This is a genomic window from Natrinema gelatinilyticum (genome assembly GCF_024266705.1).
Classification (GTDB): Archaea; Halobacteriota; Halobacteria; order Halobacteriales; family Natrialbaceae; genus Natrinema; species Natrinema gelatinilyticum.
In genome coordinates this window covers 590545-616813 of sequence record NZ_CP100756.1, presented here as the reverse complement: position 1 = coordinate 616813, position 26269 = coordinate 590545, and the positions used below count along the sequence as shown (strand labels likewise).

The 26269-nt window shown below is 61.8% G+C and carries 20 protein-coding genes; 9 read left to right on the top strand and 11 right to left on the bottom strand.

Annotated features, from left to right (window positions below; translation table 11 throughout):
• Positions 1-62: 62 nt before the first annotated feature.
• Positions 63-1430, bottom strand: a complete 1368-nt coding sequence (locus NJU76_RS02905) for an aspartate aminotransferase family protein (RefSeq protein WP_254531303.1) — start codon at positions 1428-1430, stop codon at positions 63-65.
• Positions 1431-1891: 461 nt separating this feature from the next.
• Here NJU76_RS02905 and NJU76_RS02900 point away from each other — a divergent pair, with 461 nt between their 5' ends.
• Both NJU76_RS02900 and NJU76_RS02895 read left to right on the top strand, forming a co-directional pair.
• Entirely contained in the window at positions 1892-3292 is a 1401-nt protein-coding gene (locus NJU76_RS02900) for a selenium-binding protein SBP56-related protein (RefSeq protein WP_278002477.1), read from the top strand.
• Between the two features lie 189 nt (positions 3293-3481).
• A complete protein-coding gene (locus tag NJU76_RS02895; protein ID WP_254531302.1) occupies positions 3482-4231 on the top strand; it encodes a hypothetical protein in 750 nt (249 codons plus the stop codon).
• A gap of 32 nt (positions 4232-4263) precedes the next feature.
• Here NJU76_RS02895 and NJU76_RS02890 read toward each other — a convergent pair whose 3' ends face one another.
• From NJU76_RS02890 to NJU76_RS02870, 5 genes are all read right to left on the bottom strand, one after another.
• Positions 4264-4767: an IS630 family transposase gene (locus NJU76_RS02890; RefSeq protein ID WP_256566672.1), complete on the bottom strand. Its 504-nt coding sequence runs from the start codon at positions 4765-4767 to the stop codon at positions 4264-4266.
• A complete protein-coding gene (locus NJU76_RS02885; protein ID WP_254530415.1) occupies positions 4764-5282 on the bottom strand; it encodes an IS630 family transposase in 519 nt (172 codons plus the stop codon). The genes NJU76_RS02890 and NJU76_RS02885 overlap by 4 nt, the downstream gene beginning before the upstream one ends.
• 199 nt (positions 5283-5481) lie before the next feature.
• The gene (locus NJU76_RS02880; RefSeq protein WP_254531301.1) at positions 5482-6264 is read right to left on the bottom strand and encodes a YihY/virulence factor BrkB family protein; all 783 of its coding nucleotides are present in this window, start codon (positions 6262-6264) and stop codon (positions 5482-5484) included.
• A gap of 141 nt (positions 6265-6405) precedes the next feature.
• A complete protein-coding gene (locus NJU76_RS02875) occupies positions 6406-7155 on the bottom strand; it encodes a CAP domain-containing protein (protein WP_254531300.1) in 750 nt (249 codons plus the stop codon).
• 81 nt (positions 7156-7236) lie between these two features.
• Positions 7237-7560, bottom strand: a complete 324-nt coding sequence (locus NJU76_RS02870) for a lycopene cyclase domain-containing protein (protein WP_254531299.1) — start codon at positions 7558-7560, stop codon at positions 7237-7239.
• A 106-nt stretch (positions 7561-7666) separates the two neighbouring features.
• On the opposite strand from NJU76_RS02870, the gene NJU76_RS02865 reads away from it, so the two are divergent.
• Positions 7667-8824, top strand: coding sequence for a CBS domain-containing protein (locus tag NJU76_RS02865; RefSeq protein ID WP_254531298.1), 1158 nt, complete (start codon positions 7667-7669; stop codon positions 8822-8824).
• Between the two features lie 187 nt (positions 8825-9011).
• Here NJU76_RS02865 and radB read toward each other — a convergent pair whose 3' ends face one another.
• The gene (radB, locus tag NJU76_RS02860; RefSeq protein ID WP_254531297.1) at positions 9012-9752 is read right to left on the bottom strand and encodes a DNA repair and recombination protein RadB; all 741 of its coding nucleotides are present in this window, start codon (positions 9750-9752) and stop codon (positions 9012-9014) included.
• A gap of 227 nt (positions 9753-9979) precedes the next feature.
• Positions 9980-10807, bottom strand: coding sequence for a 3-methyl-2-oxobutanoate hydroxymethyltransferase (gene panB / locus NJU76_RS02855; protein WP_254531296.1), 828 nt, complete (start codon positions 10805-10807; stop codon positions 9980-9982).
• A gap of 659 nt (positions 10808-11466) precedes the next feature.
• Between panB and NJU76_RS02850 the strand changes: the two genes are divergently transcribed.
• Entirely contained in the window at positions 11467-12246 is a 780-nt protein-coding gene (locus tag NJU76_RS02850; protein ID WP_254531295.1) for a RuvC family protein, read from the top strand.
• Between the two features lie 318 nt (positions 12247-12564).
• Here the strand turns inward: NJU76_RS02850 and NJU76_RS02845 are convergent, their stop codons facing one another.
• Positions 12565-14070 (bottom strand): hypothetical protein, encoded by a 1506-nt coding sequence (locus NJU76_RS02845; protein ID WP_254531294.1) that lies wholly within the window; start codon positions 14068-14070, stop codon positions 12565-12567.
• A gap of 755 nt (positions 14071-14825) precedes the next feature.
• Between NJU76_RS02845 and NJU76_RS02840 the strand changes: the two genes are divergently transcribed.
• The 4 genes from NJU76_RS02840 (at position 14826) to NJU76_RS02825 (ending at position 19337) form a co-directional block, all read left to right on the top strand.
• On the top strand, positions 14826-15212 hold the full coding sequence (locus tag NJU76_RS02840; RefSeq protein ID WP_254531293.1) for a hypothetical protein: 387 nt from the start codon (positions 14826-14828) through the stop codon (positions 15210-15212).
• 682 nt (positions 15213-15894) lie between these two features.
• Positions 15895-16293, top strand: a complete 399-nt coding sequence (locus tag NJU76_RS02835) for a hypothetical protein (RefSeq protein WP_254531292.1) — start codon at positions 15895-15897, stop codon at positions 16291-16293.
• Between the two features lie 1056 nt (positions 16294-17349).
• The gene (locus NJU76_RS02830; RefSeq protein ID WP_254531291.1) at positions 17350-17739 is read left to right on the top strand and encodes a hypothetical protein; all 390 of its coding nucleotides are present in this window, start codon (positions 17350-17352) and stop codon (positions 17737-17739) included.
• A gap of 887 nt (positions 17740-18626) precedes the next feature.
• Entirely contained in the window at positions 18627-19337 is a 711-nt protein-coding gene (locus NJU76_RS02825; RefSeq protein ID WP_254531290.1) for a hypothetical protein, read from the top strand.
• Positions 19338-19735: 398 nt separating this feature from the next.
• On the opposite strand, the gene larC is transcribed toward NJU76_RS02825, so the two are convergent.
• A complete protein-coding gene (larC, locus tag NJU76_RS02820; protein ID WP_254531289.1) occupies positions 19736-21058 on the bottom strand; it encodes a nickel pincer cofactor biosynthesis protein LarC in 1323 nt (440 codons plus the stop codon).
• 211 nt (positions 21059-21269) lie between these two features.
• On the opposite strand from larC, the gene NJU76_RS02815 reads away from it, so the two are divergent.
• Complete coding sequence (locus tag NJU76_RS02815; RefSeq protein WP_254531288.1) at positions 21270-23498, top strand: CDC48 family AAA ATPase; 2229 nt, start codon at positions 21270-21272, stop codon at positions 23496-23498.
• A gap of 533 nt (positions 23499-24031) precedes the next feature.
• Here the strand turns inward: NJU76_RS02815 and NJU76_RS02810 are convergent.
• Entirely contained in the window at positions 24032-26266 is a 2235-nt protein-coding gene (locus tag NJU76_RS02810; RefSeq protein ID WP_254531287.1) for an AAA family ATPase, read from the bottom strand.
• Positions 26267-26269: the final 3 nt, after the last annotated feature.

Below are 26269 nucleotides of genomic sequence, written 5' to 3'. Positions count from 1 at the left end.
GCGCATACAAATGAATACTGGTCGTTAGTCTCTACGGGAGCGAATGATGCCCGCGGTGACTGTCAGGCTGCGTGTCGCTCGATCGCCTTGCAGATGATGTCCATTCCGACAGTAGCCTGTTTTCGCGTGAGGACGAGCGGCGGAATCAGTCTGAGGACGTTGCCCCGTCGGCCGGCCGACCAGATCAAGACGCCGCGCTCGTAACACTCCTCCTGGACAGCTTTGACGAGTTCTTTGCCCGTCCTCTCCTCGCTGTCGGCGAACTCCGCACCGACGAACAGCCCGCGCCCGCGCACGTCAACGAGGTATTCGTTCACCTCGGCCGACTCGCGCAGGCGGTCCCGGATGTACTCGCCGAGGTCGCGAGCGTGGGAGAGCAAGTCGTTTTGACGGATGAACTCGATGGCACGGAGACCGCCGACCATCGCGGGGGCGTTTCCGCGGTAGGTGCCGACGTGCCCGCCGGCGTCCCAGGTGTCGAGGTCCTCGTGGTACATGGTCGCCGACAGCGGCAGTCCGATGCCACCGATCGCCTTGGCCATCGGCATCGCGTCAGGGGTGATGTCGTCCCAGTCGCTCGCGAACCACTCGCCGGTCCGACCGAATCCGGTCTGGATTTCGTCGACAATGAGTGGGATGTCGTTGGCTTCCGCAATCTCCTTGAGACCCGGGAGAAACCCCTCAGGAGGTGCCACGATGCCGCCTTCGCCCTGGATCGGCTCGACCCAGATTCCGGCTGGGTTCGCGAGCCCGCTGTAGGGGTCTTCGAGAAGTTCCCTGACGTTGGCCAGCGCACGATCTGCGGCGTCCTCGGGGTCGATTCCCTGTGCCTGTGCGTACGGATACGGCACGTGACGGACGTTCGGGAGCAAGGGAGTGTAATCTTCCTTGTACTTGTTGCCCGCCGTGAGGCTAAGCGCCCCTGCGCTACCGCCGTGGTAGGCCCCGCGGAACGCGATGAGGCCGTCGCCACCGGTGTTGTACGTGGCGAGTTTGATCGTCGCCTCGATCGCGTCGCTCCCGGTGGGTCCGCCGAAAACGACGCGATTGTTGTCGTTGAGCGCCCCCGGTGCGATGTCGTTGAGCGCCTCGATCAGGTCCAGTCGTGCTTCGGTCGGGAAGTCGATCGTGTGTGCAACTTTTTCGGTCTGTTCCTGAACAGCCTCCATCACGTACGGGTTCGAATGACCGACGTTCAGGACGCCGATCCCGGCGAAGAAGTCGAGGAACGTGTTCCCGTCGACGTCGCGGACCGTCGCGCCTTTCGCTTCCTCGATCGCGATGGGAACGACCTTCGGATACGCGACCGCGCTGCTGTCGATGCGCCGCTGTCGCTCGAGGAGTTGCTTCGACTTCGGTCCCGGAATCGCCGTCTCGATCTCCGGCTGCTGTGCGAAGTGGAGTTCGTCGAACGTCTGTTCTACAGCCATGGCGGAATGCAATTCTACTAAATACTAAAACTTTGTATTGAGTCCGATTTTATTCGGCCTCTCCATATTTTGTCCGATAAACTGGCGCGCTGCGACGGATCGAACGTCTCGCCCACCGACGAGCGGCGAACTCGTCGGTCCCCTGGTCGCTCTCTCGCTTTCGTCGTCCCCGTTCAGTCGCGCCGATTCAGCGCAGTATTCGGCGCGAAGGTCTCGAGTCAGATATCCAGCGCCACATGGACGTCTCACGTTCCCTGCCCTTCCGCGGTCAATCGTCGACCGCTCAGTCCCCGAAGCGTCCGGACGACCTCCAACGGCTCGAGCCCGTTCTCGCTTTCACCCGCGGAACGACGGCCAGTTCTTTTCCCCCGAGGCACCGGTCCAACGAAACGTCAAACCGGAAAAATTGTCATTGTTTTCCACGATATTTGTTTATGCTACTCGTCGTCGTAATATAGATTATGAGCTCTCATTCAGAGCGTACCGACGAGGCTCACGTCCATGAAGGCCACCACGAACACCATCCCGGTGCAGTGGGATACGAGACGCCGCAGGCCGCCATCGAAGCGTCGACTCGAGAGACCGTCGCCTACGTGCCGGCGCTCTACGTGGGAACTGAGACGGACGCCCCCGACATGCTGACCGTCGTCGACGTCGATCCGGATTCGTCGACGTACTGCGAGATCATCGACAGGGTCGAGATGCCGACGGTGGGCGACGAGCTCCACCACTTCGGCTGGAACGCCTGTTCGTCGTCCTGTCACGTCGAGGGCGCGGAGCGACGGTACCTCGTCGTCCCTGGCAACCGTTCGTCTCGCATCCACATCATCGACACCGCGGATCGAGAGAATCCCGAACTGATCTCCGTCATCGAACCCGAGGAGGTCTACGAGTACGATCTCTCGGCTCCGCACACCGTCCACTGCATCCCCGATGGGCAGATCATGATCAGCATGCTCGGCGACGCAGACGGGGACCTCCCGGGGGGGTTCCTCCTGCTCAACGAGGAGTTCGAAATCGAAGGACGTTGGGACACGCCAGGGGACATTCAGATGAACTACGACTACTGGTACCAGCCGCGCCGCAACGTGATGGTCTCCTCCGAGTGGGCCGCCCCGTCGACCTACCAGCCGGGATTCGATCTCGAGGACGTCGAGGCCGGCAAGTACGGCCAGCGGCTCAACGTCTGGAACTGGGAGGACCGAACGGTCGAGCAGACGATCGATCTGGGCGAGGAGGGGCTGGTCCCGCTCGAAGTGCGCTTCCTCCACAGCCCCGAGTCCGACCACGCCTACGTCGGCGCGGCGCTCTCGTCGAACATGTTCCACCTATACAGGGACGACGGTGACTGGCGCGCGGAGAACGTCATCGACGTGGAGTCGCGCGAACACGAAGACTGGGACATGCCGGTTCCTGGCCTCATCACAGACCTCCTGATCTCGATGGACGATCGATACCTATTCTTTGCCAACTGGCTCCACGGGGAGGTCCGCATGTACGACATATCCGATCCGTCGACCCCGCGTCTCGTCGACGAACTCTCGCTCGGCGGGCTCTTTGGCGACGTCCGTGAGGTGCAGGGCCGACAAATCAACGCCGGGCCGCAAATGCTCCAGCTCTCGCTCGACGGCGAGCGGCTCTACTTCACGACGTCGCTGTACTCGACGTGGGATGACCAGTTCTTCCCGGCGGAAGGAGAACAGGGCTCGGTGATGCTCAAGGTGGACGTGGACCCGCGCAGGGGAACGATGACCCTCGACGAGGACTTCCTCGTCGACTTCGGGACGCTCCCGGAGGGCCCCGCCCGCGCCCACGAGATCCGATGGCCGGACGGAGACTGTACGAGCGACGTCTGGATGTAGGTGTCGGAAGTGGGCTGCAACCTGCCCTCGAGACGGCGATCGACCGACGGTGGACGTCCCACTCCGTCCGTGAACGACGGTGACAGCCGGTGAAACGCCAACAGACGAACCGCGAACGACCGCGGTGAGACGACGGAAATGGAACTCAGAAATGAAACAGACGACGGTCGTTAGAGTTACCCAGAGACGATGCGGGTGAATCGAACAGTACCGACCGCGCTCGTCGCGCTCTCGCTTTGGCCCGGCATCGTCAGTGCCCACGGCGTCGGGGCGAACGCGGGGAGTCAGACTCCGGCAGTGCCGTTCATCATGGCGATCGGATTCTCGGCCCTGCTCGGTGTCGCGTTCGGACTCGGCTCGGTCTCACACTATCGGACGCCGTCCGCCGTCGCAGATCCCCACGGCGCGACAACGGGACCCGAAGTGCTGGTACTGGTGATCGTACTGGGTGTCGCGACGTTCACGACGGCCCTCACGCAGGGGTGGATCCCGGCGATCGGTGGCGGAACGCTCGGCGCTGCGCTCGCGTTGGCCGGCCGCACACGTGGCGTCTCACCGCACTCAGGTTGTGCAGACGCGGCGCTCGGCGCCGTCCTGACCCACCGCGTGGTTGAGGGGATCCTCATCGCGGGCATTTACGCGACGAACGCCTCAATCGGGCTGTTCGCTCTTACCCTCCTGACGGTGCACGCGATCGCCGAGACGGTCGCCGTCGGCGGGCTGTACGCGCCGGTCAGCCGGAGCTGGGGGGTCGCGAGCGTCGTCGCCATCCAGGTCGGTTTCGTCGCCGGCGCCGTCGTCGGCGCCACTCTCGTGGGGAGTCTCTCCCCGCCGATCGTCACCGTCCTGCTCGCGAGTGTCGGCGGCGTCCTCTTCGTCGCGGGCGCGACCGAACTTCGCGTGGCGGCGATCCGGAACCGGAAACGCCTCGAAGCGTGACATCGAACGCGGATATGTCAGTTCTATAGTGATTAGCAGAGATACTCATAGATTTGCGGTGAGTTGAGTGCTGGCAGAGCCATTGAGAGATATCCGTTGACGTCATCGAGTGTTCGAAAGAGGTGGTTGGCTCGGCCCTCACGGAGCTGTCGCCAACAGTTTTCGAGCGGGTTCATTTCCGGCGAATGCGCCGGCAAGAATTCCAGAAGCAGGCCGTCTGCGGCGGCCTGCTTCTTCAGCGTCTTCGCGATGAAGTAGCTCGCATTGTCCAAGACAATGGCGAGCTTCTTGCCGAACTCGTGCTGTATCGCCCGAAGAAAGTGCTTTGCGATTTCAGCGTTGAACCGATTCGACGTCAGAGCAACAAAGCGCTCACGGTCGTCGGTGACTGCTCCGAGCATGTTCACCTTCTCACGAGCGCCCGAGACCGGCAGTCTCGGGCGCGAATTCACCGGGAACCAATCGGGTTTTTGCTCGGTTGCGACTTTCTGCGTGTGTTGGTCGATGGCGACGATTCGATACCCTTCAGCCTTCAGCGTCGGCCACTTTTTTTGAACTCCGCACGCCAGCGTCGCTGTTCTTCTGGGTCAGCCTGGTAGTGAATCGGCCGGGCTGTCTGGACCGACAGCCCGGCCTTTTTCATCAGGCGGTACATGTGCGCGAGAGAATACTTAACGCCGAAGTTCTCGGCGATGTATTCACGGACGAGGGATGGTCTCCAGGCTGGTGCGTCGATGCCAGCTTCTGACGGCGGCGCCTGAAGCGTCGCCGTCAGTTCGTCCCACTGGTCGTCGGTAAGGCGAGGACGGCTCCCGCCACGAGGGAGGTCGCCGAGCGCGACGCCCTCGCGCTCGGCGACAGTGTCGATCCAGTCGTAAACGGTCTGTGCGGGGATCCCAAGGAGACGTTCGATCTCGTATGGAGAAGAGCCATCGGCGTAGAGCAGTGCAACGGTCAGACGTTTGACTGCCTTTGGATCAGTTTCCGTGCGCAGTTGCTGGCGCAACTGCTCCTCATCGACATCAGCCAGCTTCTTTCCCCATCCGGTCATACCCGTCTCTACGCACCGTGAAGATATGAACCAGAGTGCTGATCCCTATAGAACCTCGAGTCGCGCAGTCGTCCTCGATCCCGCCCGGCGGGTCGTCGGGCGTCGACCGGCATCAAAACCGACTCACACCGTCGTTCGTGCTACCGCGAAAAGGACCATCGTCAAGGACGGACAATACGTTACGGTCGACGCAGTGACGCTATGCTGCGAGCCGAGGATGTGCTCGAACGACGTTGAGGACGGCACCAACGAGGATGATAATTCCTGCGAAGTAGAGCCAGGTGACGAACAGGAGAACGGCACCGACGGCGCCGTAGGCCGCGTACTGGCCGGCGTTCGCGGCGTAGATTTGGAATCCGAACTGCAGAATCACCCATCCAACGGCGGCGAAGATCGCGCCCGGAAAGATTTCGCCCAGTTCGACTGGAACGGGCGGCAAGACGTAGTAGACGGGGAGGAAAACGAGAACGAGTCCGACCAACAGCGAGAGCCAGCTCAAGGCACTGACGAACGGGAGGGTGTCGGCGACGATCGTGAGCAACGCGCCGATTCCGACCATCAGACCGAGCGCGCCAACGCCGGCGACGATCACGGTGAGTCCGTCACGAATCTGGTCGACGAGCGAGTCTTCGGACACTTCGTCGTAGACCATGTCGAACGCGAGGCTCAGCCCGCGAAAGACTTTAAGCGCGCCCCAGGCGGCGACCACGAGCGCGACGGCGGTCGCTTCCGTGCGACCTGATTCGGTAGTCAACGCCTCACTGACCAACTCCTCGCCAGCCGCTGGGAGATAGTCGCCGGCCACCCTGATCAACTGCTGGGCGGCCTGTTCACCGCCGATCAGCGAACCGACCACGAGCGCGAGCAGGATCAGCGGGATCAGCGAAACGAATGCGTAGTACGCGAATCCGGCAGCGAGAAAGGTCAGATCACGGTCTCGCGACGTCCGATAAATCGCGGTGGCCGTCTCCGGAATGGTCATACCGAACGTACGGTTCTCGAGACCATGAACCTGTAAGTCGTTCGCAGTTACTGCATCCGGCCCAGTACGGTCGTTTTCGTCGCACCTATCATCTCACGTGATTGCGGTTCCCGGGTCGATCTCCGCTCGTGACGGAGCCGTTTACCACTCGTGGCAGAAGTTTTGGCTCGCGTAGACGGCCCCCTCGTCGGTGATATAGACGCCGACGCCGGCCCGGTCCCACCTGGGTACGTCGCCCTCCTCGAGAATGGCCTGCCGATGCTCCGTGGAGTTCATCCACTGATTGACCAACCCGGTCGCGAGTCCCTCTGCCGTTCGATGTCGAACGATGCCATCGCCGCCGGGTCGTCTCATCCGTCGATCGATCCAGGTCTTGGCGATGTTTTCGCCGTATCCCTGACAGTACCCGTCGACGTCACGGAATCGTTCGTAGGGGCTTTCGCCCTCCGGATTCGTGTGGCTGAAGTAGTCGCGACGAGCCATATCGGAGCTGTGAGCGCGTGCGACGGACGCGACCGTTCCGTCCCACACGAGCGGCTCCAGGCCGTGTCGAGCCCGGCGATCGTTGACTTTCGCGTGGACGAAGTCCTCCACGGTCGCGGAGCTGATCGCCTCGCCGTCGGTTTCGTAACTCGAGTTGTCGGGGTCGTCGGGATCGGTCACTGCAGGATCGCGCTCGCCGGCCGGCGGCGGGTCAGCGCTCGGTGCCGGCGGCTGCTCGAAGCCGACCCCATCGATAAGCTGGGGTGCGAACAGCGCAGCCCCGATCAAGAGCGAACAGACGAGGACGACGGCGAAGAGGACATTCACCAGGCTCCGGAGCAGCGCACGGTCGGGACTCCTGCCTGCGGTCGTCTCCGTCTTCCCGCTCCCGGGCCGCTGGTCTCGCATCGAGTCGACTGTTGGACCGTCAGTACAAGAGAGGTGCGGCCGATTCCACTCTATGAGAGAACGGTATGCGCGATTCGCCAGTTACTTCGGTGCGTTCGCGCTGTCGGGCTCGTCACCGAAAATCGTCTCGTGAATACCGATGACGAGTCCCGGGACGACGGCCATGAACAGGTGTTCCTCGAGCGGAATGCCAGCGACGTCGATCCCGGTTCTGAGTTTGATGTCGAAGACGCCGACTGAAAGGGTATACCGGTCCCAGACGTATGCGATCGGGTACAGTGCAACGATGGTAACCGCTGCCTTCCGGAGGGCGTTCGCTCGGCCCAGGAGGACCGCGGCGACGGTTCCCCACACGATCTCGGTCACGAGGTACGTGTATCGGCCGAAGATGCTGATATCGTACATTGCGAGTCCGCTTCAACGCCACGGTCAAAAACCCCCCGCCTGGATCCACCCGCATAAAATGGGCAGTATGTTAAATACCTCGGCGACAGTACGTTCGCCCGGAAAGATGAATATCGCTGATATCGCCACCACGGAGTTTATCGAAGTCGACGTCGGCACGCGAATGGGGAAAATTCGGTCCATGTTCGAAGACGGAAACCCCAAGGGGATCATCGTCACCAACGATGGAGAGTACGAGGGCGTCATCAGCGAGCGAGAGGTCCTCCAGTCTCACGTCGAGGACGACGCCAAGGTGGCGGCGCTCACCAAACCCAGCCGAAACGCGCCGGCACCGAAGGTCTCCCGTGAGGAAGACGTCCGGGAGACTGCGCGTGTGCTGGTCGAAAGCAACGCGAAGGTCGCCCCCGTCTTCGAGAACGGCAAACTCTGGGGTGTTATCACCGACGACGCGATCCTCGAGGCAGTTCTCGAGAATCTCGACGCGCTCACCGTCGAGGACATCTACACGACGGATCCGGTCACCGTAGACGAGGACGACGGGATCGGCAAGGCGATCAATCTCCTGCGCGAACACGGCATCTCTCGACTGCCGGTTATGAACGAGAATGGGTACCTCTCTGGCGTCGTCACGACCCACGACATCGCCGACTTCGTCATCCGGAAGAGCAACTCGACGACGACCGGTGATCGGGTCGGCGACACACAGCGGATGCTCGACGTCCCCGTCTACGACATCATGACCAGTCCCGTCGAGACGACGACGCTCGACGCGACCGCCAAGGAGGCCGTCGAAGCGATGCTCACGGACGATTACGCGGGGTTGATGGTCACGCCCGACGACGACGATCGGGTCGTCATCGGCGTCATCACGAAAACGGACGTCCTCCGCGCGTTGACGTTCACCGAAGAGCAGCACATGGACGTCCAGATCACGAACGTCTCGATGCTCGATACGATCACCCGGGAATCGATCGTCGAGAGCATCGAGGAAGTCTCCGACAAGTACGCGGATATGCAGGTGATGCACGCCCACGTCCGTTTCCACGAACACGACGAAAAGCTCCGTGGCACGCCGCTGGTCCAGTGTCAGATCCGTCTGCGGACCAACAAGGGCCAGGTCGCCGGCACCGGCGAAGGCTACGGTGCAGAGAACTCGTTCCGCGTCGCACTGGACAAACTCGAGCGCAACGTCCTCGAACTCAAAGGGGTCACCAGCGACGAGGAGTACCGCGGACAGCTCCTGCGGAAACTGAACGAATTGTAGCGCCGCCTTTCGTCCTCGAGTACGATGGACGGGTCCGGCATTCGGCGGGATGACGGGTTCCTGTGCACCGTCCGTCCCGGCGAGGCCGACACGGCGGATTCTGAACAGCCACTGCCTCTACCGATTCGCAATCGTCAGTCGACGGTTGAAAGCCAGTATCAGGACCATCGGTGATCGAAACTCGGTATCACGGGCGGGTCGTCGAGTCATCGCCGTCGAGTCCGGTCTCCGTAATCCGGAACTGGACCGATTCCCCGGCGGACTTCGACCGGTGTTTCTCCAGAGTCGCACGCCGATTTCCGCCGCGAAAGCGCTCGAGGCGGACGATCGTCCCGGTCCAGTGTTCCAGCGTGTTACCGCCGAGTCCTCGGGTGCGATCAGATTCCGGGTCGGCGAAGACCTGATTCGTCAGGACGACGGCCAGATCGCACTTGCGGGCCAGCGAGAGCAGATGGGTCACCTGCCGTGTGACGCTGCGCAGCGCCTCGCCGTCGTCGCCGTCGGCCGTGCGCTCGAGTCGGTAGAACCCGGTCGCGCTGTCGAGAACGATCAGATCCGCACGGTCGGCGAACTCCTCGGCGTCGCGGACCGCCTCGGCTTGCTCCTCGAAATCCAACGCGTCCTCGACGACGATTCTCGAGGCGACGGCTTCGACGGCGTCGACGGCATCGCCGTCGGTCTCCTGTGACGGTCCGCCGTCGACTGCAGCATCGAGCAGTTGCTGGAAGCGGTCGACGGAGACGCCCTCCGTGTCGATGTAGACGGCAGTGCCGTCGTCGACCGCCGTTTGAACGGCCGCCGACAGCGCGAGATTCGTCTTGCCGGCGGCCGGTGGGCCGTACAACTGCGTGACGGTCCCGCGTTCGAAACCCCCGCCGAGTAACTCGTCGACCGGGCTACAGCCGGTCGGAATCGCCTCGTCTGTCACGATTCGAGTTGGCAGGGAACGCGCAAAAAGCCCCCGGAACGGCCTCGGGTCGGTGCGCTGTCGTTCTTCTCGAGTGCGGTCACCGGGACCGCGGTCTCGAGGGGCGACGAGTGCGCCCGCGTTTTTCGAGTGGCTCACGGAATTCGAGGCGCGTCTCTCCCGACTCGGCGACCTCGTTCGTGAGGTCGAAATCGATCGTGAAACAGGTGGCGAGACGGGACATCCGCTCACTCCTCGAGTGGATCGTAGACGTTTTCCTCGGCTGGGAACGTGCTGTCATCGACCTCTGCAACGTACGTCTCGACGGCGTCGCTGATTATCGAGTCGAGGTCGGCGTACTGCTTCGAGAGGGTGAACGATTCGCCGCCGAGTCCCAGCATGTCGGTGATGACGAGCACCTGCCCGTCGACGTATCGGCCGGCACCGATACCGATGGTCGGAACGTCCATCGCCTCGGTGACGGCTTTGCCGGTTTCCTCCGTCACTGTCTCGAGAACGACCGCGAACACGCCGGCAGCCTCGAGACGCTCGGCGGTTTCGACGAGCGCGTCCACGGCCGCGGAACTCGAGTGATTCCGGCCCTGAATGTAGCCGCCACCGATCTGATTCATCCGCTGTGGCGTCAGCCCGATGTGTCCTTGCACGGGAATCCCGAGTTCGGTCAACCGGTCGATGATCTCGATCGTCGTCTCGCCGTGGGGTGCCGTCTCGAGTTTGACTGCGTCGGCGCCCGCTTCCTTCAGAAACCGTACCGCGTTGTCCACCGAGGTCTCCATCGACTGGCCGTAACTCCCGAACGGCAAGTCTGCGATGACCATCGCGTCCTCGACCGCACGGTCGACAGCCGACGTGTTCGACAGGGCCTCGTCCATCGTGACTGGAATCGTATCGTCGTACCCCAGGTGGTTATCTCCGGCTGTGTCTCCGACGAGGATCATATCGACACCGCCGCGATCGATCTGGCGAGCGATCGGCGCGTCGTACGCTGTCAGCATGGAAAGCGGCTTCCCGTCGCGATATTTCTCGTGAAGGTCGGGAATGGAAGTACGTGACATACGTAGACACCGATGCCGGGAGTGAACTACTCCGCCCTCCCGCGCTCGGGCCTCCCCGGCCCTCGCTTGTTGCGGACGGAGCGTCCTGTTTCTGTGTCGGAACGTGCAGGAACAGATCCCACAGCGTCCACAAGACGCTCCGCGTCTCGTGCGGCCCGGCAGAACGCCGTTGACGTTCTGCGGACGGTTCCAGACTCCGCAGGCGACTTCCCTTGACAGGTGGTTCGGAGTGTCCCACTCCTACCGGTTGGACACTCGGCCACAACCGACGATGCACGCTTGTTGTCGCGTTTGAACACCGCCGGAAGCGTGGTGAGCATCTTATTCTCATCTTCGACCGAAGGGATAATAAGGGTGCCGATTCACACGAAAACAAGACGTGCGGGCGCTGTATCCCCTCCCTGCTCGCTTCGTTCGCTGCGGATAGCGCGGGACCGTCGGTCCCGCTGACCATGCGAACGGCGTCGCCGTGAGCAGAAGGGGGCTGAGCGCCCTCAATTACAGCTAATTTAAAGTGATGGACGAACCGCCACCCTGGCGAGAAGCGGCCCGGTAATGAGCTTCGAGTGGGCTGCGCTGCTCGAGAGAAGCGTGGCGAGCTCTGAGGGACGGAACGGCGTTCGCGTACGTTTATTCGTCGCGGACGCGAAGCTCATCTCGTGATCGTCGTCGCCACGTCAGATTTCGAAGTGTACCACGGCGTCGTCAACGAGCTCCGCGATCGCGGGACGACGTTTACGACCGTCGAGCCGGACGAGGAGCTGCCCGAACGGACGACCGTGGTCGTCACCGGAACCGACCACGCCGACTCCTTCCCTGGCGTGACGACGATCGTTGCGGCTCCCGACGACCCCCGACGCGCAGTCGATCGGGCCCTGGCGGCGATTCGCGGGGGCGATGGTCGGACGATAATCGGCGTCGATCCGGGTCGGAAACCCGGAATCGCCGTTCTCTCCGGCGAGACGATTGTCGCCGCCTTCCAGATCCCCCTCGGCGATGCCGTCGACGTCATACAGCGCGAAATCGCCGAGGCACCGTCTCCGGTCGTCCGGATTGGCGATGGCTCTCGTCTCGAGGGCGCGAGACTGATCACCGACCTCGGGGACGTTCGGGTCGAACTCGTCGACGAAACGGGGACGACACCATACCTCGGCACCGGTTCGCGCGGGATGGGCGACGTGTTAGCCGCAGTCAACATCGCCCACCGGGAGGGCGAGGTCGTCGACGCGCGCGAGATAGAGCCGACGGCGGGGGAGATTCAGGTCATCAAAGATCGGTCGCGCGAACAGAGCGACGGGAATCGGGCGATCGACGAGGTTCTGGCCCGTCGGGTCGCTGCCGGCGAGTTGACCATCGACGAAGCGCTCGTCGAACATCGAGACGACGGCGACGGCTCGACGACCGAGTCGACTAACACGGACCATTCCGACGAGTCGTAGTCGTCTCGAGTGTCGCCCCGGTCGCCGACGCCGGAACGGATTCCGCCGGCTGCGAGTCGGTGTGCCGGATACGGCGGCGGTTTCGACCCGGCAAACCAGGGTCGGGCGGCAGCGTAGTCAACGCCAACAGGTTCGAGGGGCAGTATTCGAGGAGAACCGCTCTGGGGACCGCTCCGTTCGAGGTGCCAAAACCGGATAGCCCACTGCTCGTGGGGCAACACACCGAGATACGACACATTCCAGTGGGAACGGGGTGGAAAAAAGAAACGGAAACTGTCGGTCACGTCGGTCGAAAACCGACCGTGTGACGAATTGGAATTACGCGCCGACCCAGACGTTTGCCGAAGAGACGGACGTGAGCTGCACGTTTTCGTTCTCTTGGAGGGTCACTTGCGAGCTGCTCGCACTTCCACCGTCTTCGGCGATTGCGACGGAAGTGTGCTGCTCGTTGATGTTCTGCTGGGTGACGAACTGTGCCTGTTCGATCGCGGCGCTTGCCTGCTGATCGACGTCGTTCGTCTGCGTCGCCTCGGACGCGTAGTCGTACGACATGCCGGGGTTCGACATGCCCGAGTTACCGTCGACGGTCACCGTCGTACTCGAGGTTCGGCTGACGTCGTCAGTGACGTAGCCCGGACTCGCGTAGACGTTGAGCGCGCTGGCGTAGGCGACCTGTGCGTTGTAGTTCGTCTGGTACGCAAGCTGGACAGCGGTAGCTTCGCTACTGTCCTGTGCGATCGCTATGGCGTTGTTCTGCAGGTTGATGTTCATCTGTTCGACGCCCTGCTCCTGAGCCACGCCGGCGGTCGCGGTCTGCTCGACGCCGTCTTTCTTGCTCTTCTTGTCCGGCTTGGTCATGCCGTCCTTTTGGGAGAGGACTTCGCCGCTGACGTCGCCTGCGGTCGCGACGTTCATGCCGGGACTGGACGCCAGGAGGTTCGATGCGCTTGCGCTGGCGATTTGCTCGTTGAGGTTGCTCTGGTCGGTGAACTGAATCGCCGTGGCGGTGCTTCCCTCGCCGACCGCGATGGCGACGGCACCGTCCTGCTCGTTGACGTTCGCCTGTTCGACGTCCTGTTGCTGCGTGACCGACGCCTCGGCGCTCTGGCTGGCAGACGGACCGTTATCGCCCGACTTGTCCTTCTTGTGACCGAATTTGCCGTCCCCGAGGTAGACGTTGGACGCGTTCGCGTGCCCTTCCTGCAGGTTCTCGTTGCGCTGGTAGGACTGCTGGAGGGCGGTCGCCTCGCTGTCGTCGACGGCGAGGGCGAAGGCGGTACTCTGGTTGTTGAAGTTGGCCTGCGCGACCTCCTGGGACTGTGTTACGGAGGCGACGGCTTCCTGCGTGATGGTCTCACCGTCTCCCTTCTTGTCCTTGACGCCCCAGCCGTCGAACTGCTGGTCGCCGCCGTCACCGATGATGATGTTGACGGTTCCAACGTTCTCGAACTGGGTCTTGGCGCTTCGAGCGTCGATGCTCTCGGCCGTGGCCTCACCGTTCTGTTGGTTGTCGTTGTACTGGTTCGATTCCTGAATCGCGGTGGCGTCACCGCCGTCGATCGCTATCGACACCGCGGAGCCTTGCTCGTTGATGTTGACCTGATCGACGTCCTGGTACTGGATGACTTCGGCCGCGGAATCGGCCGAGCCGCTCGCGTGCTGGTCGACGTACTCCTCAAGCGACATATCGCCGAGGTCCGCGCCGAAGACCAGATACAGCTCCTCGCCGTCGTTGAGGGCATGTACCGTTCCGTTCTCCAGATCGCCGTCGCCACCTGCGGTAGCTGCCGGAACGCCGGCAGCTATCATGGCAAAGGCGACCATACAGGTCATAATGAGTGTCGTAGCTCGTGATCGTCTCGTCGTGTCGTTTGTCATTGATCGCGTGATTTGTATCGTGATGGTCTTTCGTTTCTCAATCTATACGACGCAAACCATCGTATCCGTATGAGTGACTTTGTTATCGACAGGTTGGTTCTCGTATGTGACAGCCTATTGGTCCGAAGGACACGGCTTACGCCGAGAAATTGTCGCCTTCGGTCGGCTGGCGCGGCCGGCAGTCCTGTATCGATTTCCTGTGCCAGTTTCACGCGAAGCTGCGCACCTCCTGGCGAAAACGCTACATTCCGGGCCTGGATTGGCCGATCCGAGGACCGTTTCGCAAATGGAAGTAGTGCGTTTCCGTTCAGTGGACGCCTATCGTTTGATTCATATCGAATATTTCGGGGACGGAGCGGTTGCAGTGATCGTCGAAACTGCGAGTGCACCGCTCGATAGGGTCGTCGTTTCGACGACAAGTTTCCGACTGTCGGCGATGAACGATCTGGTGCTACCCGGTAGTGGTCTTGTAGGGCATCCCAATACCGTATTCGTCCTGAAACCATTTTCCGGGTTCAAATGGTCCTCTCTCGATAGCAGTGACTGGGCACCGAGCCACGGCGGAGTCCGGGAGGTGATCACTACCGGCTGACGAGCGGCGACGCTGTCGCTCGAGGTGTGACTCCTGCCGGCAAGAACCCGTCGCGGTTCACACGCGTGTCCGATACATAACGATGAAACGCTCAGTTACACTCGCACTGATGGTAGCACTGATCGGCGGTCTCGCGCTCGTCGGCTTCGCCGGCTCCGCAGCCGCACAGGAAGAAGTAGACGCCCTGAACCCCGAAGTCGATATCGACCAGGACGCCGAGGCGACCACGACGATAGAGACCACGCAGAGCAACAGCAACTCACAGACCCAGGTCGCCTGGTCGGACAGTAGTTCAGACAAGAGCTACGCGACGACCATCGCGTACCAATACCAGGACGTTAGCCAGAACAACGTCAATGTCGTCGAAGACGTGGAGACGGAAGCCGAGAACGAGGCCAACGAGAACGAGGCCAGTAACGAGTTCGAAGTCGATGTCGGCTTCGATGATGACTTCCCACCAGGCCCGCCGGGCGGCTCTCCGCCAGGCCAGGGATAACACCGATTAGAACAGGCAGCTAACGGGTGTTTTTCTTCCATCTTTGACGGATGTTCAACCACGTCTAACACACCGTCCGTAAACACCCGGACGTCACGATACTTCTGGGCGGAAGTGAATCGCGCGAGTCGCTTTTGCAAATCCAACCTCCCAGCGGGCGAGACGAGTAACAGCTTCACCGGTCGATGCACACCTCGAACTAGGAGACCGCCCCTCGACCCTTGCCCGGGTACCAGCGGCCGTACTGGATCAAGAACGTCGTCCGTCCGTCGATGTCCCCTCGACGCGGGTTATTTGTGCAATGGACGGGCGTCAATCCCTGCGTGGCGAATATTCCAGAGATGAACCGGCTATCGCGCCGAATACAACCACAGACGGACCGTTCGATAGTGTCGTCGTGTCGACGACAAGTTTCCGACTACCGACAGTGCACGATCGGTCTCCGACTGTAAACTCCCGCGTATGATCCGCTAATGCTGTGTTCGCCTCGAAACCGTTTGTCGAATTTAAGTGGTTCTCTCTCGACAGCAGCGACCGGGCACCGCGCCACGGCGGAGGCCCGGGAGGGAAGCGCCACGGCACGACGAGTGACGAGTCCGTCGCTCAAGGCACAGTTCTCCGGGCATGATTCCGCGTGGTTTGCGTGCGTACTGCCCGACGACGGAACACGGAGATACGACAAATGAAACGCTCAGTTACACTCGCACTGATGGTAGCACTGATCGGCGGCCTCGCGCTCGTCGGCTTCGCCGGCTCCGCAGCCGCACAGGAAGAAGTAGACGTTCTGAACCCCGAGGTCGATATCGACCAGGACGCCGACGCGAGCACGACGATCGAAACCAACCAGGAAAATAGCAACTCGCAGACCCAAGTCGCGTGGTCGCACAGCAAGTCCGACAAGAGCTACGCAAGGACCACCGCAGCCCAAGGCCAATCCGTTAGCCAGAACAACGTCAACGTCGTCGAAGACGTGACCACGATCGCCGAGAACGAGGCCAACGAGAACGAAGCCGAGAACGACTTCGAATTCGACATCGACTTCGGTGATGGTAACAACGGTCCGCCAAACTCTGCCGGATAAAATCCTGATTAGGAAAGGCGGATAACGGATATTATTTTCCACCTTTGGCGGACGTTCGACCACGTCTAGCATACTGTCCATACACACTCGGCCGTTGCGATACTACTAGACGGGAGTGTATCGCGAGTCGCTCTTGCGAGTACGACTTCGAAGCAGACGAGACGAGTAACCGCTCCACCGGCCGATGTACATCTCTAACGAGGAGACCGCCCCTCGACTCTCGTCCGAGCGTCGTCGGCCGTACTGGATCGAGAACGTCGTTCGTCCGTCGATGTCCCGTCTCTCGATCCCTCAACGTGACCGTTGTACGCGTGTCGGTAGAACCGATCGCTTCGGGACAAGCGCACGCCCGGTCGTGGGTGGACAGACGACGCCCTGGCCGACATGGCGTCCGCCCGTTCTCTCTGAGTACACCGCCGGAGAGCACTTTCAACGGAACTCTGTCCGAGGTTTGATCCGTTCCGCGGTTGGCAAACCCTGCCCTCTGGGACAGCGCTCGTCACGGCGACCGATACGAGACTCGGATGAGACGTGAAACTGTCGGACCCGACCGTCGGTCGGCCGTTCGAACGTTTGCCCGTCGATTCGACGGTGCTTCCCTTGTACCGAGTGAATAGGACCTGCGACAACGTCCTGTACCGATGACGGGTGCTATAGACGCAAGTTATTCGTACAACGGACGGGCGTCAACCCCTGCGTGGCGAACATTCCGGTGGCGGATCGGCTATCACGCCGAAGACTACCACGGGCGGACCGTTCGATGATGTCGTCGGTTCGACGACAAGTTTCCGACTACCAACGGTGTACGATCGGCCTCCGACTGTAAACTCCCGCGTATGATCCGCTAATGCCGTGTTCGCCTCGAAACTGTTTGTCGGATTTAAATATATTTCCCTCGATAGCAGCGACCGGGCACCGCACCATGGCGGAGGCCCGGGAGGGAAGCGCCACGGCACGATGAGTGACGACGCTGTCGCTCGAGGCACAGCTCTTCGGGCATGATTCCGCGTGGTTTGCGTGCGTACTGCCCGACGACGGAACACGGAGATACGACAAATGAAACGCTCAGTTACACTCGCACTGATGGTAGCACTGATCGGCGGCCTCGCGCTCGTCGGCTTCGCCGGCTCCGCAGCCGCACAGGAAGAAGTAGACGTTCTGAACCCCGAGGTCGATATCGACCAGGACGCCGACGCGAGCACGACGATCGAAACCAACCAGGAAAATAGCAACTCGCAGAGCCAGACCGCCTGGTCGCACAGCAAGTCCGACAAGAGCTACGCAAAGACCACCGCAGCCCAAGGCCAATCCGTTAGCCAGAACAACGTCAACGTCGTCGAAGACGTGACCACGATCGCCGAGAACGAGGCCAACGAGAACGAAGCCGAGAACGATATCGAAGTGGACCTCCAAACCGGCAGAATGGTGGCTATCCCGGTGTTCTAATTCTAATTGGAGCGGACTAGTACCCACTGATAGTCCGTTCTTCTGTTTTTCGCGGCAGTTCGGCCACGTTTACATTACCGACCGAGAGGGTAATCGAACGTCCATCTCCTGACGGATGGATACGTCACGCAATTTGCTGTAATCCGTCTCTCAGGCCACCAACTTGGCGTCACACACGATGCTCACAACGCATCTCTCTCCGTCGCCGTTACTCGCGACTGTGACGATAATCTCGTACTCGTCACCGTCGAATTGGAGAGACACGGTCTCGAACTTCGAGTTCGCGATCTAGAACGAGTCCCGCACGCGACCAGAAATCCCACCAGCAGCGTTTTTGGCCGGTCTCTGGCCGATCCACTTCCGATTCCTGGGATCGTCGTTCGGCGCAAAGCGGTGGCTGCCTCGGAACTTCGCCTCGTAGCGGGATGAACAGAATCTGGTTGTCGGTCGTCCGATCGCAGGTCCGATCGTCGATTCGTCGATGACCCAACTCTGGCGACAGTATCGAAGCGCCTAACGGTGTCGTCTACCAATGCCTCGATTTATAGAAGCGAGGCATTGTCTGTAATTTATGACAATATCGAGTCATCGATCTGATATTCTCTCCATATTTTCCGATGGTGTGCGCTACGAATATTGTGAAGTCATAATTCATTACACTAATGAAACTCGTACAATGTAGCGTTCGAATATTCGTTTGAACAGTATTTGGGCTTCATATGGGCTGCTACGTTTGATTTCGTCGGGGAGATGCGCCACGATGAAGTGGAAACGTGCGATGACACGGTTGGCAACCAGTGTGGTGATGCGCGACGATCCGTATCCTATCGAAAATCCCACCGAACACGTGTGCGCTCACCCGAAGAAAACACAGAACTACTAACGCTATGAGACGGAACATCACAGTCCTACTGACGCTTGCGCTCATCGCCAGTGCAGCGTTTGTGGGATTCACCGGCTCCGCAGCCGCACAGGAAGAAGTGGACGCGTTGAACCCCGAGGTCGATATCGACCAGGACGCCAACGCGACCACGACGATAGAGACGAACCAGGAAAATAGCAATTCACAGACCCAGGTCGCCTGGTCGCACAGCAGCTCTGACAAGAGCTACGCGAAGACGACCGCAATCCAGGGTCAGGACGTCGACCAGGACAACGTCAACGTCGTCGAAGACGTGACCACGATCGCCGAGAATCAGGCCAACGAGAACGAAGCCGAGAACGACATCGAAATCGATTTCGACTTCGATGACGGCGATAACGGCGATAACGGCGATAACGGCGATAACGGCGATAACGGCGATAACGGCGATCAGGTTGCCGCCATCAGCAACATTCAGTTCTACGTAGACGGCGAAGAACTGGTGCGGTTCGAGTGGAACGGAAACGAATTCGTTCCCGAAGGTGGCGACGCGATGGGTGTCGAGATCACGAACGTCGAATTCAAAGAAGACGAACCGAACGAGCCGATTCGCGCTGACTGGACTTCCGAGCAGGAAATTGACGAAGTCGTCGTCGGTGCTGGCGGAGACGAGTGTACGTTCCCCGGTGGCACGTCGGGCACGGTCGAATCCTGTGACCTCGTCGATGGGACGTAGGATACCAACGACGGCACCAATACCGACGGAATTGATAGTGGCATCTCAGTCATCGTTCCACCGGTGACCAGACCACCACTCAGGTATCAGGTATGAGAACAGAACGTCGGTGCGGACAACCCGAATCTGCAGTAAATAACACCGACGCGCGCGCCTGGAACGGTGACCGGGCCGCGCCATTCGCCGGTTGAAACGGCCGTTCCCACCGATTCCGATACCGATTTTTTTAACCGCGCTCTCCGATCTCGAACCGACGGGACGCGGCTTTCGACGGACGATATCCGCGAGTGGAAACGCTACCACCAAATCGAAACGGTGTTTCGTCGGCGGTGGGTTGTCTCGAGAACGACAGGGAATCGTTTCACCTCGCGGTGCAGGGCCGTAATCGCGTTGGATGGTCACTCTACCGAGTCTCCGGATCGGGCGAGCGTTTCCGCCCGCTCCATCACAGTCCGAATCGGGAGCCCGGTCTCTCGAGCCACCGCCTTCGCGTCGTCGAATTCGGCGCTCACGTCGTAGACGGTGCCGTCGGTATCGCTCGCGATTTTCACGGTGACTTCGTACTCGTCGCCGTCGTCTCCTTCGTCGTCGATCTCGAGGACCACGGTCTCGAACTCACGATTCGCGATCCAGCGATGCGTGACGCCCGCATCGCGAACACCGAGCGTCCCGGTCTCTTCGGCCAACGTCCGGGCGACGCGTTCACGATCTTCGGGATCGCAGATGACTTTCACGAGGTGACCCGGTCGGGACTTCTTCATCGTCGCGGGTACGATCGAGGTGTCCTTCGCGCCCGCGCGAGAAAGCGCATCCTGTAGGCCACCCAGCACCTCTGGCGTCGCGTCGTCGAGATTGGTCTCGAGCACAGCGATATCGTCCGTAACGAGATTCCCCTCGCCGGTTCCGACCAGCACCCTGAGCACGTTCGGGTGCGGATCGAGGTCGTACCCGCCGGCACCGTACCCCGAAGCCGAGAGCGAGAGCGACGGCAGCGAGTCGACGCCGTCGGCGAGGTGGGCTAGAATCGCCGCCCCGGTCGGTGTGAGCAACTCCGCATCGACCGGCCCGCCGCGAAGCGACCAGTCGGCTCCCCGTGCGATTTCGACGACCGCCGGCGTCGGAATCGGATACTCGCCGTGGCTCATCGAGACCGTCCCGTCGCCGATCGAAAGCGGCGTCGTCACGACCCGATCCGGCTCGAGGTCGTGTGCAAGCGCCGCGGCCCCAACCACGTCCGCGATCGCGTCGTCGGCTCCCACCTCGTGGAAGTATATGTCCTCGAGGTCCTCGCCGTGAACGCGCGCTTCCGCCCGGCCGAGCAGTTCGAAGATCGCCAGTGCGTCGCGTTCGACCGCCGGTTCGAGGGCCATGTCTGTGACGATTTCGCAGACCTCGAGATAGCTGCGGTGCGGGCCGTGGCCTTCGGCAGGGGTATTCCGGTCGTGCTCGTGTCCGTGGTCGTGGTCGTGGTCGTGGTCGTGGTCGTGATCGTGTCCGTGGTCGTGATCGTGATCGTGGTCATCCTCACCGTCGTCGGCGAGGAGTACGTCGACCGTCGTTGCCGCGATGCCGCACTTGGTCGTCGTGCCGATTCGGTACTCTACCTCGAGGGCGTCGGTGACGGGCTCGAGGACGTCGGGGTCGCCACCGGCGTCGAGGAGGGCGGCGAGGATCATGTCACCGCTGGCTCCCATACGACCGTCGAAGGCCAGAACTCGCATACGTAACGTCGAGCGTGGAAGCTGCAAAAAACCACCTGTCCGGGCCTCCAGACGGGGATGTCGATAGGACCAAAACCCACCGAGTCCGGTACATCTTTGTAGCATCCAGTGCCAAGTATCTATGGTAGAGACTAGCATAGAAATGCGGACTAACACAAAACATATCCGCTCACGTATCGGAGCAAGTGACATCGCCGTCCATCCCTAAATCATGAACGAAGTCCAACTGGAGGTTGCCAAGGCGTACCCGAACGACTCGGGTCGTGGTATCGCCCGGCTCGACCCGGACACGCTGTTGCATCTGAAGCTCAGTCCGGGCGACATCATCGAAATCGAAGGTGCAGACACGACTGCCGCGAAGGTCTGGCGTGCAGACCGGCAGGACTGGAACACGGATACCGTCCGTATCGACGGGTTCACCAGGCAGAACGCCGACGTCGGTATCGGAGAACGGGTCACGATCCGAAAGGCAGAGGCCACGAAAGCCGACAAGCTCGTACTCGCACCGCCGGAGGAGGCGTCAGTCCAGTTCGGTTCCGACGCAGCGGGCATGGTCAAACGCCAGATTCTCAAGCGCCCTGTCGTCGGTCGCGACATCGTGCCCGTGATGTCCTCGACGAACCATCCGTTCATGCGGTCGCCGGGTCAGGCGATCCCGCTGATCGCCGTCGAGACCGACCCCGAAGGGGTCGTCCTCATCACCGAAGATACCGACGTCGAACTCCGTGAGGAACCCATCTCGGGCTTCGAGAAGACCGGCGGCGGAATCACGTACGAGGACATCGGTGGCCTCCAGAACGAGATTCAGCGGGTTCGGGAGATGGTGGAGCTCCCGATGAAACACCCGCAGATCTTCAAGAAGCTCGGTATCGAGCCGCCACAGGGCGTCCTCCTGCACGGCCCGCCGGGCACCGGGAAGACGCTGCTCGCCAAAGCCGTGGCCAACGAGACGTCTGCCAGTTTCTTCTCTATCGCCGGCCCCGAAATCATCTCGAAGTACTACGGCGAGTCCGAACAGCAACTCAGGGAGATTTTCGAGGACGCCACCGAGGAGTCGCCCTCGATCATCTTCATCGACGAACTCGACTCCATCGCCCCGAAACGCGAAGACGTCACCGGCGAAGTCGAACGCCGCGTCGTCGCACAGTTGCTAACGATGATGGACGGCCTCGAGTCCCGGGGGCAGGTCATCGTCATTGCGGCGACTAACCGCGTCGACAGCGTCGACCCCGCGCTGCGACGACCCGGTCGCTTCGACCGCGAGATCGAGATCGGCGTGCCGGACGAGACCGGCCGAGAAGAAATCCTCCAGATCCACACCCGCGGCATGCCCCTCTCGGACGACGTCAACCTCGGCCACCTGGCCGACGAGACGCACGGCTTCGTCGGTGCCGACATCGAGAGTCTGACCAAAGAAGCCGCGATGAAAGCGCTGCGACGCTACTTGCCCGAGATCGATCTCGACGAGGAGGACATCCCACCGAGCCTGATCGACCGGATGATCGTCAAGCGCGAGGACTTCCGCGGCGCGCTAAACGAAGTCGAACCATCGGCGATGCGGGAGGTCCTCGTCGAACTCCCGAAAATCACCTGGGACGACGTTGGCGGCCTCCACGACGCGAAAGACCAGGTGAAAGAGTCCGTCGAGTGGCCGCTCTCGAGCCCCGAGCGCTTCGAACGGCTCGGGATCGATCCGCCGGCGGGCGTCCTGCTGTACGGCCCGCCGGGGACCGGCAAGACGCTGATGGCGAAGGCCGTCGCCAACGAGACGAACGCCAACTTCATCTCGGTGCGCGGTCCGCAATTGCTCTCGAAGTGGGTCGGCGAATCGGAGAAGGCCATCCGACAGACCTTCCGCAAGGCGCGACAGGTCTCCCCGACGGTCATCTTCTTCGACGAACTCGACGCGCTCGCGCCGGGCCGCGGTGGAGAAACCGGCTCGAACGTCTCCGAGCGCGTCGTCAACCAGTTGTTGACCGAACTCGACGGCCTCGAGGAAATGGAGAACGTGATGGTCATCGGCGCGACCAACCGGCCGGACATGATCGATCCCGCGCTGTTGCGCTCGGGACGATTCGACCGCTTGGTCATGATCGGCGAACCCGACGTCGACGGCCGCGAACGGATCCTCGAGATCCACACCCAGGAGACGCCGCTCGCGGCGGACGTCACCCTGCGGGAAATCGCCGAGATCACTGACGGATACGTCGGCAGCGACCTCGAATCGATCGCGCGCGAGGCTGCCATCGAGGCGCTGCGCGAGGACCAGGAGGCGGAGGTCGTCGAAATGCGCCACTTCCGACAGGCCATGGAGAACGTCCGGCCGACGATCACCGACGACATCCTCGAGTACTACGAACAGATCGAAGAGGATTTCCAGGGCGGCACGAGCGGCCCCACTCCGACTGGCCGTCGCGGCAGTCGGATCGGCTTCCAGTGAAGTACCACGGGGACAAGCCCCGTGGCTTCGCTGTGTTGGCGGCAGGCCCAGAATCGGGCCAGATGGCCGCAAGCGAATGCAATTCCCCCTCGGACTTCCCGGATTGGGTCGTCTGGAAGTAACACCCGAACACGCAGTGTGTCCGTGAGGGTCGGCCGCTCCACCACGGCCCGATGGCGTCCGTCGCACCACGCCGAAGACGTGGCTGGTGAGAGAGCCACATTCCTCCGCAACTGTGCACAGTTGCGACGAAGTACGGTCGGTACCCCGTCTAACTGTACGATTGAGTACGATTATCTGAGAATGAAATTTATGAAATTTATCTTCGGTCGCAAGTACCGAGGTACTCTCGCTGTAATACTGTAGATTCGGACCGATCCGAATTCTGTCCCAATTTCGTCGGTCAGTTCGGTCGATTCTGGGTTTCCCCGCCATCTCGCCGCTCGAGCGCCGGCAGTTCAACGGCATCGGCCTCCGGTCAGAGACGTCGAGAAAACCGTGTCGCGAAACTATGTGACGAGCGACCGGAGCGCTTACCGGGGATCCGTCGCCGCTCGAGCGGCCTCGATGTAACGCCGCTCGATCCGAACGTCGGGTGCTCGCGCGTTCGCCGTTTCAGGGTCGTCTTCGCTCGCGACCTCTCGGATCGCCCGCATGGACGCGTCCCGAACCAGCGCCTCGAGGTCGGCCCCGGTGTAGCCCTCGAGTTCGGCGGCGAGTTCGGTGACGTCGACGTCCTCGTCGAGCGGTTTGTCCCGGGTGTGGACGGCCAGAATTTTCTCGCGGGCCGCTCGGTCGGGTTCGCCGACGAACACGTGGGTGTCGAGGCGCCCGGGACGGAGCAATGCAGGATCGATTTGGTCCTTCCGGTTGGTCGCGGCCAGGACGACGAGGTTCGGATTTTCCCGCATTCCGTCGAGTTCGGTCAACAACTGGGAGACGACTCGCTCGGTCACTTCGTGTCCGTCGCCCCGAGCGGCGGCGATGGCGTCGATCTCGTCGAAGAAGACGATCGAAGGGGCCGATTGACGAGCCCGCTCGAACACCTCTCGGATCGCCTTCTCGCTCTCACCGACGTATCGGTCGACGATTTCGGGGCCGTCGACACGGACGAAGTTGACGTCCGTTTCGCCGGCGAGCGCGCGGGCGAGCAGGGTCTTTCCGGTTCCGGGCGGGCCGTACAGCAGGACCCCGGAGGGCGGATCCGTGTTGGTCTCCTCGAAGAGCCGATCGTAGGTTAGCGGCCACTCGACCGATTCCCGAAGGGTCTGCTTTGCCTCCTCGAGGCCCCCGACGGCCGAAAAGTCGATGGTCGGCGATTCTGCGACGTATTCGCGCATCGCGGACGGTTCGACGGACGCGAGCGCGGTGTCGAAGTGCGTTTTCCGAACCGTCGGATTCCGGTTCCACTCGCGTCGCTCGTCGGCCTCAGTCGGACGGTCGCGAATTGCGGCCATCGCGGCTTCGCTCGCGACGGCGTCCAGGTCGGCCCCCACGAAGCCGTGGGTTCGCCGTGCGATTGCGTCGATATCGACGTCGTCCGCCAGCGGCATGCTTCGGGTGTGAACCTCGAGGATCTCCCTGCGACCTTCCTCGTCGGGGACGCCGATTCCGATCTCGCGGTCGAAGCGGCCGCCGCGCCGGAGCGCGGGATCGATCGCGTCGACGCGGTTGGTCGCACCGATGACGATCACCTCGCCGCGAGCGTCGAGTCCGTCCATCAGGGTCAGCAACTGGCCGACGATCCGATTCTCCGCGTCCCCTTCGTCGTCGCGCGTGCCCGCGATGGAGTCGATTTCGTCGAAGAAGATGATGGTCGGTGCGTTCTCGCGGGCGGTCTCGAACGTTCGCCGGAGCTGTTCTTCGGACTCGCCTTTGTACTTCGACATGATCTCCGGGCCCGAAATCGTCTCGAAGGCGGCGTCGACCTCGTTGGCGACGGCGCGTGCGATCAGCGTCTTCCCGGTGCCCGGCGGACCGTACAGGAGGACGCCCGACGGCGACTCGACGCCGAGTCGTCGAAACAGCTCCGGCTCCGACAGCGGGAGTTCGATCATCTCGCGAACGAGTTCGAGTTCCTCGTCCAACCCGCCGATGTCCTCGTACGTGACGCCGGATCCGGTTTCCGCGTCGTCCGTCTCGACCTCGAGACCTGAGTCGATATATCCCGATCCCCCCGTCGATTCGGTTTGCGATCGCCCGCGGTCGACGGAGTCCGATTCGCTCGAGCGTCCGGTGGCTCTCTCTCCCCCGCTTGCGGTCGCGAGGCGAATCGTGGTCCCGCTCGTGACTCGAACGTCGCCGGCGGGATCGGTGTCGATGACGTTGAACGGTTGCTGATCGATGCCTTCGATTCGAACCTGCTCGCCGGAACGCACCGGACGGTTACGAAGGGTCTCCGCAGCACCGTTTACGGCGGCGCGGTGCTGGCTCTCTGAGAGCCCCGGCGGTGAGATCAACGTGATCCGATCGGCGTCGGCGATCGAAGACGAGCCTTTCGGCTGAACGGAAACCGTATCACCGACGTGAACGCCGGCGTTCGCGCGCGTATCGCCGTCGATCTGAATCGAATCGTCGGGCGTCGATGGATCGGCCGGCCACATCTTCACGACCGTCGACTCGTCGCCCTCGATCACGACGGCATCGCCGCTCAGGATGCCGAGCCGCCGCCGCGCTGGTTCGGGAATCCGTGCGACACCCCGGCCTGCATCCGCTTTCTCGGCGGCGCGCACCGACAACGTGACGCCGTCCGATTCCGACGAACTCATGGT